This window comes from Paenibacillus anaericanus (genome assembly GCF_003994475.1).
GTDB lineage: Bacteria > Bacillota > Bacilli > Paenibacillales > Paenibacillaceae > Fontibacillus > Fontibacillus anaericanus.
On the sequence record NZ_RZNY01000012.1, the window covers coordinates 114,908 to 132,205 of the forward strand.

Sequence of the window (17,298 nt, forward strand, 5' to 3'; positions counted from 1 at the left end):
CGACTAATATATGCATTTACCCGAACCGCAGTAGTTAAAGTGATTGGATACATGTTATGTACAAGATCGATATGATAAGTACGATGCAATAGTTCTTTCAATTATAAATATAAAAACAGAAAATTCGAGGTGTGCATCTAAGTGAAAACACAAGCAGACAAGCAAGATAACGCTCAAGTGAAGCCCCAACATTTAACTGTCTTACCCGATGAGAAGATTTCATTCGCCAAATCCACCATCCTAGGTCTACAACATGTATTAGCCATGGACGTCTATGTAGTTCCTTTTCTTATTGCGATGTTAATTGGTTTAAGCCCCAATCAGTCAAGCGCATTGATTCAATCTACTTTTATTGCTGCTGGGCTTGCAACGATTGTACAAACTTATTTCTGTATGAAACTGCCTATGGCCCAAGGTCCTTCTTATGTTCCACTGGGTGCCATCGTCACGATTTATGCCGCTAGTGGTGGTGGGGAATTAGGTTGGAGTTCGGTGTTAGGTGCCAGCTTAATTGGTGCGATCTTAGTTATTATCTTGGGCTATACTGGAATTTTCAATAAGATAGTTAAATCATTTATCCCACCTATTGTAGGGGGTACGATCATATTCATTGTAGGTCTTTCTCTATTGCCTGTTGCTATCAGAGACAATATTTATGGCGCCACTGACGCTACAATCAATCAAAACGTATTATTAGCCCTTATTTCAGGTGCTGTACTTATACTCTTCGTGATCCTAGGTTCTTTGTTCCATACTAAAGGATCGATATTCCGAATCACTTCGGTGATGATCGCATTAATTGTTGGATGTATTACTGCAAATTTCATGGGCATCTTAGATTTCTCAGCTGTTCAGAACGCCAAGTGGTTTAGCATGCCTCAGCTACCGTTTAAAGATTTTGGATTTTCATTCGACTTTTCTGCTATTATCACGATGGTCATTATATATATCGTACTGTTGGCCGAAACAACAGGTACTTGGTTTGCCATCAGCAACGTAATTGATAAACCGTTAACGGATAAAAATATAAACCGAGGTGTTATTGGAGAAGGGATCAGCTGTCTTATTGCTGCAATGCTTGGTTCAACTCCTGTTACAGGCTATTCAACTAATGCAGGTATTATTTCCATCACAGGTGTTGCAAGCCGCCGAGTCTTTCTTGCTGTAGGCGGATGGTTTGTCCTCTTCGGTTGTTCAAGTAAATTGGCCGCTTTAATATCTTCGATTCCAACAGCCGTAATCGGCGGCGTATTCGCCATCGTCTGCGGAATCATCGCCATTAACGGTCTGCAAGTGATGAAAGACGTAACCATTGGCGAGAAAGAAATGTATATCATTTCGATACCCATGATCTTAACGTTAGCGTTAGTGCTCATTCCTAAAGATTTCTTATACACTTTACCTACTTTCGTGCAATATTTATTGGGCTCACCTATTCTAGTTGCTGCGCTGGCAGCGATATTATTGAATAAATTATTACCGAACGCAAAGTAAGTTATAAACGTAGGAATTAAATCAGGGGGAGGTACTTCCCCCTTAAAGTCATAAATAATCTAAACGGGGCTGACCCCCAAGGCTAAATGAATTGTAGCCTTGGGGGTCAGCCCCGTAGTTTATATAATATTTTACCATTCCATTCACTTTGTCTACACGCTCAAGCACTGTTCGTAGTTAAGTAAGTGCTAATGAGGTCAACTGACGTAAGAAAAGCGCTGCGAAATGAGAAGAAGTATCCGCCGCATAATGCAAGTTATCCGTAAAACTGTTGGTTGAACCTTCCTCTTCCCCTGCAATATCGGAAACCGCCTTGATGCCGATAACCGGAATGCCGTATTGGTCAGCTGCCTGTACAATCGCCAGCCCTTCCATGTCAGACACTTTCACATCCGGAAAATCATGCTGAACCTGCTCGACTCGCTGATGGCTGCTCATAAAAGAATCCAGCGTCAGCACCAATCCGCGATCTATAGCATAGGAGAACTCGTGGCTGGCGATCGTTTGAATCACGATTTCCAACCACTTGGCTGCCATGGGATAAGCTGCCGGCATCTGAGGAACCTGTCCCTTCGCATAGCCAAAGCAGGTCGCGTCCACGTCACCATATTTAAACTCAGTTGCAACAACCACGTCGCCAACTTTCAGATTGTGATCAAAAGCTCCCGCTGATCCGATGTTAATAATCAACTCAGGACGATATCTTTCAATCAAGATAGTTGTGGCAACTGCGGCGTTTACCTTGCCAATGCCGCCTTCGACGAGTAGCAACTCCTGCCCATCCAATACAGCCTCTTCGATCATGACTTTGCCAATTTGCACTTTATTCAGCAGATCCGCCTTGGCACGCAGCGGACCTATCTCTTGCGCCATTGCGGCAATAACGGCAATCTTCATATAAATTCATAACTCCTTGCGTAAGTTGCTATTCTTATTGAAATCTTGCGATACCGTCTAATGCATCGTCATTCCGCCCGTCACATTGATCGCTTGGCCTGTCATGTAAGCAGCCAGCTTGCTCGCTAGAAACACTACAACACCCGCGACATCCTCCACTTCAGCCGTACGGCCAAGTGGAACTTGTGAACAGTCTTCTTCATAAATCTCCTCGGCTGTCATACCGCGGATGGCGCCGCCTTCAATACGTTCCCGATGCTTCATCGGCGTCTCAACGATTCCCGGGCAAACCGCATTAACCAGAATACCATCCTTGGCGAGTTCAACAGCCATCACTTTTGTAAGTCCAAGAACCGCATGCTTGGAAGCACAATACGCTCCCATCGCCCGATAGCCATTCTTGCCAGCCTGGGAAGCAATCTGAATGATGCGTCCCGGTTTTTGAGCATCGACCATGGCCTTGGCAAAATGTTTGGAGGTCAAATACAATCCAGTTGTATTGATGGAGAACACTTCTTCCCAATCAGACAGCTTGCTGTCGATCACATAATCCATCGTAGAGGTTCCAGCACAGTTCACCACGATGTCAGGAACACCCGCCTTGTCAAACACAACCGACAGCCATCTTTCCACATCAGCCGACTGGGACAAGTCGAGTCGCGTTTCGATCAAATGTGTATGAACAAGGTGGTATTCCTGCTCAATGCTGATATCTGCAGAAATCACGTTAGCCCCTGCTATCAGCAGTTGTTCTACTACGCCTTTGCCGATTCCTGAACGACCTCCAGTCACGACAGCTAGCTGATTGGATAAATCTTGGTAATCATCGCAGCTACACAATACGCTCGAAGGCGTCGCGGCTAATACCTGCTTCTAGCACAATTCTGGCATATTCCTGTGCCGAAAACAGTGAATGATCTTTATAATTACCGCACTGCAAGGCCGTGACCGCAGGTACTTCCCTTGTCTCCAAGATACGCTTTAACGTTTTTTCAAGTGCAGATGCAACTTCTTCCGGTTCATGCTCGTTCCACAAAATCATATAAAAACCAGTTCTACAGCCCATTGGGGAAATATCAATAACACCCGTAATTTCATCCCGCAAATAGGTGGCCAGTAAATGCTCCAGGGTATGTACCGCTGCCGTCGGCAACGCATCCTTATTCGGTTGCAGGAAACGCAAATCATACTTTTGCACCGTGCTGCCCTTCTCATCATGTTCCAATCCCGCTACTCGAACATAAGGAGCCTTGACGATATTGTGATCCAGTTGAAAGCTTTCGATTTCTGCCATAATGAACATCTCTTTTCTGTTAGTTTATTGGGTAGTTACGGGCTGTTCCAACACAGCCAATTCTGTTACAAGACTAAGGAAATAGGCAACACCATTCTCCAATACGGCTTCATCAATTCGAAATTTAGGGTGATGAAGCGGATAAACGGCGTCCAATGCTTCATTTCTTGTCCCCACAAACACCATTGTCGCAGGCACAAGCGCCGAGATAAAGGCAAAATCCTCACCTGTCAACGATGGCTGGACAGTCGTGATGCGGTCTTTGCTAAGGTGATTCTCGATGGCGCTCGCCGCAAGACGAGTCGTTTGATAATCATTGAACAACGCCTGGGATGGTGGCTCCTCTGGCGGTAAGCCATCCGTTTCAAACCGGATGTGGAAGTCTGCTCCATAAAGGGCAGTCACATGCTTTAATGTTTGAACCAGGTGCGCCTTGACCTCCTGCAACAAATTCACATCCAACGTTCGTAATGTCCCACCAAATTTCGCCTGCTGGGAGATCACATTATTGTTTCTTCCAGCGTTGAAATAGGTGACAGACATTAGTTTGGGTTGTAGCGGATCGGTCTTGCGTTCCAACAGCTGTTTCGCTGCAGTAATCGCCTGAATGGCCACGTTAATCGGATCATTTGCTTCCTCCGGCTTGGCCGCATGTCCGCCGCTACCCAAGATTTCCACGTCAAAAGCTTCACCAGCCGCCATCAACGCGCCATAACCTATACCATATTGGCCTATTGGAATGGAAGGCGAGACATGAATGGCATAGGCCTGATCGACATTCTGCAAAATACCTGTACGGATCAGTTCCCTTGCGCCACCGCCTACCTCCTCTGCGGCTTGAAACACGAAGAGGATTGTACCTTTGATCTGCTTGGCATGTTCGCCCAGAATCTTCAGAACGCCTAGCAAAATCGCAGTATGCGCGTCATGTCCGCAGGCATGCATGATGCCATCCTTGACTGATTTGAAGGCCAGATCATTGTCCTCTTGAATCGGAAGTGCATCAATATCAGCCCGCAGCAAGATAGTCGACCCTTCTCTTGCGCCATCTAGATGGACAACAACACTTGTCGGTGTTGGCCGTGTAATCACCACAGGCAGGTTCATGTCTTCAATTTGTGCCACAATATACTGGGCAGTATCAAACTCCTTGAAAGATAATTCCGGATGCTGATGTAGATAGCGACGCCACTGAATCAACATATCGGTATGCTTCTTAATTTCCTCTGCAATACACCACTCGCTCATATGCTGTTCCTCCTATCTGTTGCTGTATGCCTGCAGATACTTGATTGGTTGCATTACTTTTGATAGTCCCATGCAGGAATTAAGCCGCCCTTATATTCATCCAGCATCGCCTTTGCAACATTGTCTTGCCGGTAAGCATTCACGATTTTTAGGTAGGTTTCATTGTCTTTGTCTTCCGATCTTGCTACAAAAATGTTGATATACGGTTTGATATTCTCGTCATTGGCATCGACTGGAATCGAATAGATCGCATCTGTGATTGGGCTCAGTCCATTATCAATCGCCATCCCGCTATTGGTAATACCAGCAGCAAGGTCAGGCAACAAGGAAGGTATCAGCGCAGGATCTGTTTCAATAATTTCCAGATTGAATTTATTCGCTGTAATGTCCTGTACGGTTGGCATATAGCCCTTGCTGGCATCCACCTCAATCAACCCGGCACGCTCCAGCACTTTCAGCGCTCGGCCCGCATTTGTCGCATTATTTGGAATAGCAATCTTGTCCCCGTCTTTGATCTGATTCACATCAGTAATTTTTTTGGAATATACGCTAAGCGGCGCTACCAACGCTTCACCAATTACGGCAAAGTCATATCCCTTGTCCGCTACTTCTTGTTCGAGAAAAGCATAATGTTGGAACAATGAGAAATCCAGTTCTTTATCCGCTAATGCCTGATTGGCAATAATTCCATCCGTAAATGAGACAAACGAAAGTTCAACTTCTACGCCTTCTGCCGCCAGATTTTCCTTCACAGCGTCCCAAATGACTTTTTGTGGTTCCCCTACAACCCCGATTTTTACAATCGAAGCTTCACCGTCCTTCTTGCCACCACATCCTGTCAAGATTACAGCAAATACTAACAATACGCTTACCCATAGTCTGAATTTCATATTCTCGTTTCCCCCTCAAGTTTGTTTAATAGTATGTAGTCTTTCGTAGAACACTTTTCCCCACCAATTCAATGATGCTTACAATAATCAACAAGGCAATGACCGAAATAGAGGTCGCATCAAGCTGATTTCGCTGATAACCATACATAATCGCAAAGTTCCCAATACCACCGCCGCCAACTACCCCGACGATTGCGGACAACCCAATCAAGTTCACACTGGTAATGGTTGTGGCCCGCACAATAGCTGGAATACTCTCTTTCAAATAAACATGAATGATTAATTCATTCGCACTCATGCCCATCGCTTTTCCTGATTCTACTAATCCAGGATCGATCCCGCTCAGTGCAGATTCGATTTGACGGGAGAAGAAAGGGGTGATGCCAACCACCAGTGGGAAAATCGCACCTGTCGTGCCAATTGCCGTTCCTACCAGCAGTCGGGTTAACGGAATAAGCAAGGCAATCATAATGATAAATGGAATGGAACGCAGTACATTAATGACCTTATCCAGTAAGTAGTAGACCCACTTATTTGCCAGAATGCCATTGGGTTTGCAAACCAGCAGAACAATACCAAAAAACAAACCAAGTACAAACGAAATGCAACCTGCGATAGCAAACATTTGCAAAGTCTGAAGAACAGATTCATAAAAAACATCGGACAATTTAGACACATTCGGCAGCAATTTGTTGATCACTTGATCGAGCATCCCTGATCACCTCCACGGCAACATTTTTTTGATGTAAATAGATCAAGGTTTGATTAATGCTGGCTTGTTCGCCGCTCAGGACCGCGACAAGCCCACCGAGCAGCATATCATTTACAATCTCTATATCACTGGCAATAATATTAAAATCCACATAGAATCTTCTGGAAACCTCTGAAATCAGTGCTTCCGAGACTGTTGTTTTGGTATAGGTTAATTTCAGGATGACCTGGCCTTCCTCCAGTTGTACCAATGGAGAGTTCACACGAATCAACTCATCCACTTTGCTCAGATTAGACGTAGTTTCCAAAAAGGTCTTGGTTAACGGCTCTCTTGGATTGGAGAAGACAGAGAAAACATCGCCCTGCTCCAGAATCACACCTTGGTCAATGATCGCCACTTTGTTACAGATTTCCTTTACGACCCCCATCTCATGGGTAATCATAACGATCGTAATTCCCAATTTTCGGTTCAAGTCTTTTAAAAACTGCAAGATGGACTTGGTTGTTTGCGGATCAAGCGCACTGGTCGCTTCATCACACAACAATACCTTGGGATGATTGGCCAGAGCACGAGCAATCGCTACACGCTGCTTCTGCCCGCCACTCAACTGCGAAGGATAGGCATCGCGCTTGTCCCGAATGTCCACCAATTCAAGTAAATCCATAATACGTTCCTCTTTATGCTGTTTGCTTAATCCACTGTTTCGAAGTGCCAACGCAATGTTGCCGTAAACAGTGCGGGAAGGCATCAGATTGAATTGTTGAAAAATCATGCCCACCTGCCTACGGAAGCCTCGCAGTTCTTTGCCCGTTAGATTGCTAACAATCTGCTTATCGATGATCACTTCGCCGCTCGTCAGGCTCTCAATCCCATTAATACATCGAATCAAGGTAGATTTGCCAGCACCGCTGTAGCCAATAATGCCAAATATATCGCCCTTGTCCACCTCAAGGTTTACATCCTTCAATACTTCAATAGCAATTGTATCTTTATAGAAGCTTTTCGTTACCTGTTTCATTTGGATGAAGCTTTCTTCTCCTGACATTTCGCTGTTCCCCCCAAACTTATGCCTGTCTATGATGAAACATGGCGTATTTTAATCCATAGTTATTTGATAGAAATTATAGGCTTTAATATAGCATCGTTCATATAGCCTGTCAATGACCGTTTTTTACGATGTTTGCATGCATTGTAGTGTCCTTGTTGGAACGGCTGCTATGTGCTGGCTTTACTACTGACTATGTGTTCATAGAGTTCTGGTTCATCTATTTTTCAGATATAGATTGGTTTGAGTCCTAATAGAACTGAAATAAATATGGCGAAATTTCAAAAATAATTGTGAAAAGATTCACATATGATATGATTAATGCTATACTTTTTCATGTCAAAAAGGATAGCGAGTAACCGGGGACGTAACCAAAGAAGAATGGAAGTTCGGAGAACTCGTGGCTCTCACACTCCTTAACCTCCCTATCTCCTATGTTACTTCCTCTTTTTTCGTCCATCCTAAAACTAACGAATTATAGTGGAGGGTTACCATGAAGAAGAAACTATCATCAGTCTTAGCTCTCGTTCTTTCAGCGACGCTTGTGATCGCAGGATGCGGCACTGGGAACAGCAACGGGGGCAGCAGCAACGACAGCGGTAACAGCAATGTAAAGAACACGGTCAATGAGCAAACAGAAACTGATTCTACATCGGGAGCTTCCCAAGCAAGTTATACTCCTATCGATCAACTGAAAGAACAATATGATGTCATCATTGTCGGTGCAGGTGGTGCTGGGATGACCGCTGCGCTTGAAGCAAAGGCAAACGGCATGAACCCGGTTATTTTTGAAAAAATGCCGGTAGCGGGTGGAAATACATTAAAAGCATCATCAGGGATGAATGCTTCTGAAACGAAATTCCAAAAAGAGCAGGGCATAGAAGACAGTAATGATTCATTTTATGAAGAAACATTAGCAGGCGGTAAGGGCACAAACAACACAGAATTACTCCGTTACTTCGTTGATAATTCCGCTGATGCAATTGATTGGTTGGTTGGATTCCATCGGCATTAGATTGAACAATCTCACCATTACCGGAGGCATGAGCGAAAAGCGCACACATCGTCCTGAGGACGGCTCGGCGGTAGGTCAATACCTTGTAGACGGATTGCTGAAAAATGTACAAGAACAAGGAATCCCTCTTTTTGTAAATGCGAAAGTAACAGAAATTACACAAAATGATGGAAAAGTAAACGGCGTCAAAGTTGTTTTCAACGAGACAGACGAAAAAAATATTACAGCTGATGCGGTTGTCGTAACCACTGGCGGTTTTGGCTCCAATATGGATCTGATTACCGAGTCTAGACCTGATTTGGAGGGCTATGTAACAACAAACCAAGAAGGCAGTACTGGTGACGGTATCAAGATGATTGAAGCACTTGGAGGTACAACGGTTGATATGGATCAAATCCAAGTTCACCCAACCGTACAACAAGAACAATCCTATCTGATCGGTGAATCCGTTCGCGGGGAAGGCGCTATCCTGATTAACAATGAAGGCGAGCGTTTCACCAACGAGTTGGATACACGCGATAATGTTACTGCAGCAATTAATGCACTTTCTGAAAAATCAGCTACGCTAGTCTTTGATTCCGGTGTGAAAAGTCGTGTAAAAGCGATTGAACAATATGAGAAAATGGGCTTTGTCATTTCGGCAGATACCATCGAGGCTTTAGCTGAAAAATTGGAGGTTCCGGCGGATAATCTGAAGGCGACACTGGATACATGGAACAGCAGCGTGAACAAAAAAGACGATGCCGAGTTCGGCAGAACAACAGGGATGGACAACGACTTGTCCACTGCACCGTACTATGCTATCAAAATCGCCCCAGGGATCCACTACACTATGGGTGGCGTAAACATCAACACGAATACAGAAGTTTTAAATAAAGACGGTGAGCCGATTACAGGCCTTTTTGCAGCGGGTGAAGTTGCAGGCGGACTCCACGGACAAAACCGGATCGGCGGCAACTCTGTTGCCGAAATCATTATCTTCGGCCGTCAAGCGGGTATACAATCTGCTGAATTCGTAAAAGCAAACAAATAAAGTATGGTAACTAATAAACAACCGCTTGGACTAAAAATGGTCCAAGCGGTTGTTGTATTATGCGTAATACATAGCTATTTAGCTCATAACGTACTAAGCCGTAGTTCATAGAAGTACTGCACAATTGGATGCTTTAACTTCATCTTCTCGGACATATTTAGAATTCGTTTTTTTCCAACTCGTCTGTCCACCAATGCAAGAATATTCAATAAGATATCATTGCTCTCTAAGCTTTCCTCTATAGAAGTAGATAAAAACTTAGTAGCCACAACGATAAAATTTGATTTACTTAATGATGACTGTGCTGACAGAAGCTCTTTTGCATATTCAGATATTTTTCTACTTCTTGCAATTACTTTTAGGCGATCCTCCGGAACTACTCCCTTGGTATCTTTTCTGATCGCTTCAATTTCTTCATTGTTGATAGGAATTTGGATATCTGAATCATTCTTAATTTCCAGCTCCGTCTGATACCATCTGATTGAGGTCGTTCTATCACTCATATTGAGCATATTTTTTTTATCTACCGCAATATAACAAATCCCTGGTTTATCAGGTAAATAACGATAGCTAGAAGCGATGTATTCTACCCTTCCATATAACGCAGGACAGAGAAAACTCTCCAGTTGTTGCTTCAATTTGCTCCAGGACATGTAATTCCCCCTATGTTCTATATTTTAGTTACTTTATCTATACCGCATCGCGAAAACCTCCGCAAGCCCCAGTAGAGCGAACGTTTGCCAACGATGAATTCACCTGTTGTGATACGAATACAACATGGGCTATCCCAAGTCTTTATCAAAGACTCTAAGGATAGCCCATAACGTTTCCAACAATATATCTCAACAACCAACGCTATCAAACGAGTCTAAATCGTCTCAGTACTGAGCGTAAATCCTTCGATCACTGCATCTTCGTCGACCTCAATCAGGATGCATCGTCTCCCTTGATAATTCACCTGTTTTACATACTTTAAATCCTGCGGGCTTACCGAAATTGTGGCTACCTTTGTATCGATCTTAATCGATTTTGAAGTAAATTTCGGCATAACGCTGTTCGCCTTCATTTCATAGTTCTTATCATCGACGATTGTTTGGAATGCCCGTTCCACTTTTTCAGTCGTCAAGTTCTCTACGCCACTTACCGTCAGCACGCGCTCTACATCTTTATAATCGAGCTTCGGAGGTTCATCCTCATCTTCGTTGGTTTCGATTAACTGGTGGATTTCCTCGTACACCTGTGCGAGGGTAGCTACGTCGAGCTGTTCACCCACTACTTCCTTCACGATCTCTTCGAAGATGGCTCTCTCTTCCAGTGCCGTTACGGACCTTTCGGCATTCAAGACCTGTCCGATAAAGTGCGGATCAGGAAAATTCGATTTTGCCGTACAATACAGAATGCGGTTCACATCGGAATAGTTGTCCGTCACGCTCGGGTAAAAGAAGCCTTGTTCCGGCGCACTTAACTTGATAATCGGATCTACAATGATATTGTACTTAAATTCTCTCTCCACATAATCAAACAAGAGAGAATTCCGTGGCTTCTCCGTGGAATTCACGCTGCATAGAATGAATGGATTGGCGAACACTTCATTCTTCTCGCTCTCTTCGGCTTCATCGTTTCTGGCCTTGGTGGGCCGGAAATATTGTCCGCGAACGAACGTGACCACCGTATCCCGTTCATACTTGGTATCCGCCAACATTTTCTCCACCAACAGCAACATCAGGTCCTGCCATTCATCAGAATCACCTGTCACCAAAGCTTGGTGAAGCAGTACCTGCGTGGGTTCCTCAGCTTCCTCCTGAAACTTTAATTCGAACAACTTCTGATCTAATTCACCGGTCAGTAGCTTTTTAAAATTGGCCATGTACAGCTCCTGTTTTTCTCTGTCCACTAGTCCAAACGGCTGTCGCTCCCAATGATAGATCTCGTTACTTTCCTTCATAATATACACGTTGAGAATATCGTAAATATTCAGCAGATCGTGATCCAACTTAAATTGCTTGCGTATATGCGCGACTTCTTTCTTTATCATAATTCGTTAGACAACTCCTAGGAAGTAAATTAGCCTTATAAGTATAAACGATATAAAAGCCCTTCGCTAGAAGGGCTTTTGTGTTACTCCTCTTTACTATGTCAGATTCAATGCTCGGTACAGCATTGCGACAAACTCTGCACGTGTCACGGGTTCATTTGGATTAAATTTACCGTTATCACCTTGTACAATCCCCAGTTCTTCTAATGCAGCGATGTAAGCATAGCTCCAATGCGCCAAAGGCACGTCTTGGAAAGTACTTGTTCCACTTGGTTCTACCTTTAGGGCAAGCACCACAATTTTTGCCATCTGTGCGCGTGTCACAGGTTCATTTGGATTAAATCTACCATTTAATCCATCTATAATTCCTGCTTGTTGAAGTGACGCAATGGCTTCATAGTACGGATGGCTTGACGATACATCAGAAAAGGATACTGCCTCGTGTGTTGGTTCGAACTCGAAAGCACGCATGAATATCAGGGCCATATGTTGGCGCTGAATTGATTCATTCGGATGAAAAGAACCGTCTGGATACCCCGTAATAAATCCTTGACTAGCCAATTCCTCAATCGTTCCTTTAGCCCAATGTCCCGAAATGTCATCGAAACTCACAACCGGAAGCTCTGGTTTCGGTCCACCTGGAGTTGGCTCAGGTTCTTGACCCGGCCCCGGTACTGGGGAAGTGTTTGCAATCCATTTTGCATACAATTTTGTATTTTGGGTCACACGGTCCGTTAGAAGATCCCACTTTTGGGTCAACGCAACATCTTGATACCAGCCTCCAAATGTAAATCCTGCTTTGGTGGGGGTGGGTAGCTCTGCTAGCCTTGAATCATTCTCTACAGATCGATTGACTATAACGTTCCCGCCATTGGTTTCAAAATATACCGTTGAATTTTGTAGTGGTGTTGGAATATAACCTCCTCCTCCATTACTTCCAGAGGAACTATTACCAACCCACTTCGCATACAACATCGTATTCGCTATGACTAGATCCTTCGTGAAGATCCATTGATTTGTTAATGTCATCTCTTTATACCAACCACCAAATGTATAACCTGGCTTCGTTGGTACACTCGGCTCGGTTACCGCTTCGTTGTATGATTTATTCTGAGTCGCTATGACACTTCCTCCATTTGATTCAAATGTCACTGTATAATGATTAACATCCCACATTGCATATAGCGTGACATTAGCTGCGCTTATATTGAATATCTCATTCGCTGCATAGCTTGTCCCACTTCCATCTGCTTCTGTATTCCAACCATTAAACGTAAACCCAGTTCTCACTAGACTTCCAGTATTATCAGCTACTGTTACACTATCCCCAGTCTCATAGGTTTGACTATCTATGGGTACAAGTCCTCCAGTAGTTCCATTTCCGTCATAGCTTACTCTATATTTAAAGATGCTGAATGTAATTGTAGTCGAGTTACCTGCGGCATCCATAACAACAAGTTCATAGGAGCCTTCAGTGTTCACAGGTAAGCCGCTTGCAAAGGAAATGCCGTTCAATGTTGCGGTACCTTCATTAAAGGTAATGGTTCGTGAGGAATTATAGCTTTCTCCATCTGTTACACCGCTGATGATCGGAGCTGTCATATCCAGAATAATACTATCTTGAGCTGACCCAACCGTACCTGCATGATTAATAAATTGCACATAAACAGTCTTGTAACCATCTCCTGCTGGCAATGTAAATGTATATGTCTTGCTTGCAATATATGATTCATCAACTGACCATGAAAGATTGTCACTGGAGAACTTTACATACACGACATCCGTCACGCTTACCACGGGTGTGAGCGCAAGATTTACTTCACGCTCTGCTGTATAAGTATCTCCGTTATTAATAACGACAGTACCCGTTGGGACTACAGTATCTAGTATAATGGTTGATGTGTATGGAAGAGATATATTTCCTGCCCCATCGATTAGCTCAATAGTAATTGCTTTTGCCCCATCGGTACTTCCTACATTAAGCTCAAAGCTATTTCTGTAAGGAATTGTCGTTGGTGCTGATCCATTGATTGTATATCTGATATCAGTAATATCGGTTACACCTGTTGCTGGTGTAACTTCAACGAGTACATCCGAAAGATTCGTATAGGAACTACCACCATTCACAACGACCGTACCTGTTGGATCTGTTGTATCCAAAAGGATACTGTCTTGAATGACGGTAATATTGCCTGCTCGATCAATTAAACGTACATACACCGTTTTATTTCCATCTCCAGCTGGTAATGTATAGCTTTTAATTGAACTAAAGGATTCTACACCCGACCAATTACTATTGTTATTTGAAAATTGTACCCCTACCACATCTGTCACACCACTACCTAGGGATAGATTAAGCATTACATCAGGATTCGTTGTATATGCGTTTCCATTATTAATAACCACAGAGCCTGTTGGGGCTACCGTATCTAGTGTTATGGTTCTTTGATATTCCGGTGATTCATTCCCTGCTCCATCAACAAGCTTAAAGTTCAATACTTTTTCTCCGTTAACAGTTCCTATACCTAGCATAAAGCTTGGTACATAAGGCATCTGTGTAAATGGATTTCCATTAACCGCATATCGGATATGAGTAATATCATTTACTCCCACGTCTGGCGTTACTGAAACGGATACACCTGCACTATTCGTATATTGATTGCCTTGATTTACAATTACCGTCCCTGTCGGAGGGGTTTTATCTATTCGGAATTGAATCGTTTTTGATTGGCTACCGGCTGTAACCGTTAGCGTGTATGAACCTTCAGCAGTAACCTGTGTTCCACTTGTAAATGGATTTCCATTCAAAGTTGCTGTGCCATTGTTAAATTGTGGCGTTACATTCGTGTTGTATAGACCGCCATCTTGAACTCCTGTTATCTGAATGTCGACAATTTCGGAGTATGTAATAATCAAATACGGACCCAGATTGCCGGGATGCACATTTGATTCGGTCATTTGTATAAAATGATCAACATATGCTATACCTTTTTCAGCGGCTTCTTGAGCTGTCATTCCTGAAAGAATAAAGGTTGCTCTAGGAGTAGCTTTCGTGAATTCTCCTGATATATAGCTAGTAAAATCAAAGGGAGCTAGCGTGGGTTTAAGTATTGGGACATTATTGGCTAATGTTCTTGATTGTGTAGACCCTGGACTTCGAGCTGGTGGTGACATCACAGCATCTTGAGTCCAGTTATGATTTGTGCTCGTAGAAACTTTCAGTGAGAAATCAGTTGTTCCTTGAAAAGTACCACCTGTTACAGGGATATACAGATTTGCAGTTTCAACTTCGTACCCTACAGGGATTGTTGGCAAATTAAACTTTAGTAATACTTGAACCTCTAAGGGAGCACCATATGATCCTTGATAGCCTACATCAAGATACCCGAGGTTTCCATCCTCATAAATCATTCCAGCATTAATACCCTCGTAAACGATTGTTGTATCCTCTGTTGCATAACTAGGTGACGAAATTATATTGGCAGAAGCTAAACTTTGATTATTAAGAAATACGATGAATGCAATACAAACTAGCACAACTAGCAAACTTGTAATCGAGATAATTCTCTTTCTCACCACGCACACTTCCTTCCAATACTAAGGGAATTATTGTCAAGCGGTTCCTCATCTACATTACTACGTCTTCCTACTCAGGATCATTTCACATAAATAGCGCCATATTCGGCTTTTTCTTAAACTACTATACGTAAAAATATCACCTCGTCATAGTGAGCGTTGTCATCAATTTTGTCATATGACAAAATGTATTTTTTTGTGAAATAATCCAGTACTCAGTATCAATTCATTACCTGAAAATCGGTCGACTTAGTGGCAAACTTATTTTGCTCAAGTACCTCCACTCCATCTCCTTAATGAAAAAGAGAAAAGCTTAAGCTTTCCTCTCACAAAATTCTCATAACTTTTGGAGATCCTGGCTTTGATGTTTCTAGCTACTACTCGATGTCTAATGAACCTCCAAGACTCACGTTTAACATACGTAAAATACGGCCATTACTGTCATTAACACGATAAATCTTCGGATCGGATTTCTTTGCCTTAAAGCTGATCTTGAACTAATCATATTACACTCTCCTGTTTTTGTTTCGTAGTTTCATAGTTTCATTGCATCTTGAAAATCATGCCCTTTTAGATCAAATAGAAGTATATTCTCTGTTGTAGTCACCTCCAATGAATCAATTTATATTGTCATTGCTACTCATCCAGAATTGAATAATAACGCAAACATACCACTCCTATCTTTTTACTTTCAAGCAACTAAAGTTGTTGTTTTTGGCAAAGAAAAAAACGAAACCCGCAATAAGCGAGTTTCGTTCAATTTATCAAGATTCCACATGTGTTGAGTGTTTTTCAACAATAAGAGATATTGAAGATTAGTTAAATACTACTTACCCCAATATTGCTGGGCAATACGTTGTCCTTGTTTAATTTTCGCCCACTGTTCATCTTCCGTTAATTCATTGCCGCCATCACAGGACGCAAAACCGCATTGATGAGAAAGTAATAATCTATCTTTATCTATAATTTTCGATGCTTCATCAAGCATTCTAATTACACGTGCCTCATCATCAAGCGTATTGATTTTTGAAGACAACAATCCAAGTACAATTTCCGTTTCAGGCTTATCTTTGAAAACCGCAAGCGCCTCAAGTGAGCCTGCACGTTCATCATCCCATTCAAGGAAAAAACGATCGTATTTAAGCTGCTTCAAGAATAGATTAGCAATTTTGGCATATGAGCCACCACCCATATTACGGGAATCGTAGTTACCACGACAGTTATGAGTCCACATTTTCAAGCCTAGGCTATGACCAAAATCAATTATTGTATTGTTAATGTCAATAAATTCTGTAGCTAGAGCCTGTACTTCCTCTTGATTGATATTCTGTCCAGTATATGGAGAGTTCGGGTTATCATCTGCAAATAGCTCCCATAAGCAATCGTCGAATTGAAGGATTTTCCCTCCAGCAGCAGCAAATTCCTCCACAACTTCTTTATATGCCTTAACAAGACCGTTTGCAAGCTCATGTCTATCCTTATAAACTGCATCTTTGCCACCAATGTTATCTGACCAAGATAACTCACCAAAAATATGTGATGGAGAAGGTACGCACAGCTTTGTTTCACGGTCGCCAGCAAGGGCCTGAAGTTTTTTATATACATGAATAAAGTGATGGTTCCTTCCACCTAATTCACCTGTAATGCGCAAACCAATATCTTTTCGAGTCTCATATTTTGAAGTTCCATCGGTATCTCTGAAAAAATATCCATGATCCGCTATATAGCGGTCAATCCCTTGGAAGCCCCAGACAAAGTCCAGATGCCACATAGATTTGGAATATTCTCCATCAGTAAGAATGGACAAACCATTTTTAATTTCATTATCGACTACAGCCTGAATCGCATCAGATTCACACTGCTCATACCCTTGAAAACTTTGGTAAAATGGATAACTGATATCATCACGATGTTCAATTTGCTGTTTATATTCTAATAAATTCGACGGACGTAACAGGCTACCTACGATTTGAAATCTATTGCACATGAAAAATCCTCCTCATTTAACAAATCTCTTTCTGTGCTTTGATTCTAGCATGGAGGAAGACTATCTACGTAA

General features: G+C 42.7%; 12 protein-coding genes and 1 pseudogene. 2 read left to right on the plus strand and 11 right to left on the minus strand.

Annotated features, from left to right (window positions below):
- Positions 1–141 precede the first annotated feature (141 nt).
- Positions 142–1,494 (plus strand): uracil-xanthine permease family protein, encoded by a 1,353-nt coding sequence (locus EJP82_RS15415; RefSeq protein ID WP_127192954.1) that lies wholly within the window; start codon positions 142–144, stop codon positions 1,492–1,494.
- Positions 1,495–1,671: 177 nt separating this feature from the next.
- Here EJP82_RS15415 and EJP82_RS15420 read toward each other — a convergent pair whose 3' ends face one another.
- The 7 genes from EJP82_RS15420 to EJP82_RS15450 are packed head-to-tail and all read right to left on the minus strand — an operon-like array spanning position 1,672 to position 7,580.
- Entirely contained in the window at positions 1,672–2,391 is a 720-nt protein-coding gene (locus tag EJP82_RS15420; protein WP_127192955.1) for a 5'-methylthioadenosine/adenosylhomocysteine nucleosidase, read from the minus strand.
- A gap of 57 nt (positions 2,392–2,448) precedes the next feature.
- Positions 2,449–3,231 (minus strand): SDR family NAD(P)-dependent oxidoreductase, encoded by a 783-nt coding sequence (locus EJP82_RS15425; RefSeq protein ID WP_127192956.1) that lies wholly within the window; start codon positions 3,229–3,231, stop codon positions 2,449–2,451.
- On the minus strand, positions 3,224–3,685 hold the full coding sequence (locus tag EJP82_RS15430) for an S-ribosylhomocysteine lyase (protein ID WP_127192957.1): 462 nt from the start codon (positions 3,683–3,685) through the stop codon (positions 3,224–3,226). Before EJP82_RS15430 ends, EJP82_RS15425 begins: the two co-directional genes overlap by 8 nt.
- A gap of 24 nt (positions 3,686–3,709) precedes the next feature.
- On the minus strand, positions 3,710–4,933 hold the full coding sequence (locus tag EJP82_RS15435; RefSeq protein WP_127192958.1) for a M20 metallopeptidase family protein: 1,224 nt from the start codon (positions 4,931–4,933) through the stop codon (positions 3,710–3,712).
- Between the two features lie 53 nt (positions 4,934–4,986).
- Complete coding sequence (locus EJP82_RS15440) at positions 4,987–5,823, minus strand: MetQ/NlpA family ABC transporter substrate-binding protein (RefSeq protein WP_127192959.1); 837 nt, start codon at positions 5,821–5,823, stop codon at positions 4,987–4,989.
- 25 nt (positions 5,824–5,848) lie between these two features.
- The gene (locus EJP82_RS15445; RefSeq protein WP_127192960.1) at positions 5,849–6,535 is read right to left on the minus strand and encodes a methionine ABC transporter permease; all 687 of its coding nucleotides are present in this window, start codon (positions 6,533–6,535) and stop codon (positions 5,849–5,851) included.
- Positions 6,492–7,580 carry a methionine ABC transporter ATP-binding protein gene (locus tag EJP82_RS15450; RefSeq protein ID WP_127192961.1) on the minus strand — a complete coding sequence of 363 codons (1,089 nt, stop codon included), beginning with the start codon at positions 7,578–7,580 and terminating at the stop codon, positions 6,492–6,494. The genes EJP82_RS15445 and EJP82_RS15450 overlap by 44 nt, the downstream gene beginning before the upstream one ends.
- A gap of 493 nt (positions 7,581–8,073) precedes the next feature.
- Between EJP82_RS15450 and EJP82_RS15455 the strand changes: the two are divergent.
- A pseudogene (locus tag EJP82_RS15455) lies at positions 8,074–9,628 on the plus strand (flavocytochrome c).
- A gap of 83 nt (positions 9,629–9,711) precedes the next feature.
- On the opposite strand, the gene EJP82_RS15460 reads toward EJP82_RS15455, so the two are convergent.
- The 4 genes from EJP82_RS15460 to EJP82_RS15475 form a co-directional block, all read right to left on the minus strand.
- Complete coding sequence (locus EJP82_RS15460; RefSeq protein WP_127192962.1) at positions 9,712–10,281, minus strand: SF0329 family protein; 570 nt, start codon at positions 10,279–10,281, stop codon at positions 9,712–9,714.
- Positions 10,282–10,496: 215 nt separating this feature from the next.
- Complete coding sequence (locus tag EJP82_RS15465) at positions 10,497–11,663, minus strand: DUF4317 domain-containing protein (protein ID WP_127192963.1); 1,167 nt, start codon at positions 11,661–11,663, stop codon at positions 10,497–10,499.
- 96 nt (positions 11,664–11,759) lie between these two features.
- Complete coding sequence (locus EJP82_RS15470; RefSeq protein ID WP_127192964.1) at positions 11,760–15,239, minus strand: InlB B-repeat-containing protein; 3,480 nt, start codon at positions 15,237–15,239, stop codon at positions 11,760–11,762.
- Between the two features lie 826 nt (positions 15,240–16,065).
- Entirely contained in the window at positions 16,066–17,226 is a 1,161-nt protein-coding gene (locus EJP82_RS15475) for a cobalamin-independent methionine synthase II family protein (protein ID WP_127192965.1), read from the minus strand.
- Positions 17,227–17,298 lie beyond the last annotated feature (72 nt).

Bases quoted from the DNA above. Each gene is read 5' to 3' on its own strand.
- EJP82_RS15465 (WP_127192963.1), bottom strand. From the start codon at position 11,663: ATGATAAAGAAAGAAGTCGCGCATATACGCAAGCAATTTAAGTTGGAT.
- EJP82_RS15430 (WP_127192957.1), bottom strand. From the start codon at position 3,685: ATGGCAGAAATCGAAAGCTTTCAACTGGATCACAATATCGTCAAGGCT.
- EJP82_RS15460 (WP_127192962.1), bottom strand. From the start codon at position 10,281: ATGTCCTGGAGCAAATTGAAGCAACAACTGGAGAGTTTTCTCTGTCCT.
- EJP82_RS15435 (WP_127192958.1), bottom strand. From the start codon at position 4,933: ATGAGCGAGTGGTGTATTGCAGAGGAAATTAAGAAGCATACCGATATG.
- EJP82_RS15420 (WP_127192955.1), bottom strand. From the start codon at position 2,391: ATGAAGATTGCCGTTATTGCCGCAATGGCGCAAGAGATAGGTCCGCTG.
- EJP82_RS15440 (WP_127192959.1), bottom strand. From the start codon at position 5,823: ATGAAATTCAGACTATGGGTAAGCGTATTGTTAGTATTTGCTGTAATC.
- EJP82_RS15450 (WP_127192961.1), bottom strand. From the start codon at position 7,580: ATGTCAGGAGAAGAAAGCTTCATCCAAATGAAACAGGTAACGAAAAGC.
- EJP82_RS15475 (WP_127192965.1), bottom strand. From the start codon at position 17,226: ATGTGCAATAGATTTCAAATCGTAGGTAGCCTGTTACGTCCGTCGAAT.
- EJP82_RS15445 (WP_127192960.1), bottom strand. From the start codon at position 6,535: ATGCTCGATCAAGTGATCAACAAATTGCTGCCGAATGTGTCTAAATTG.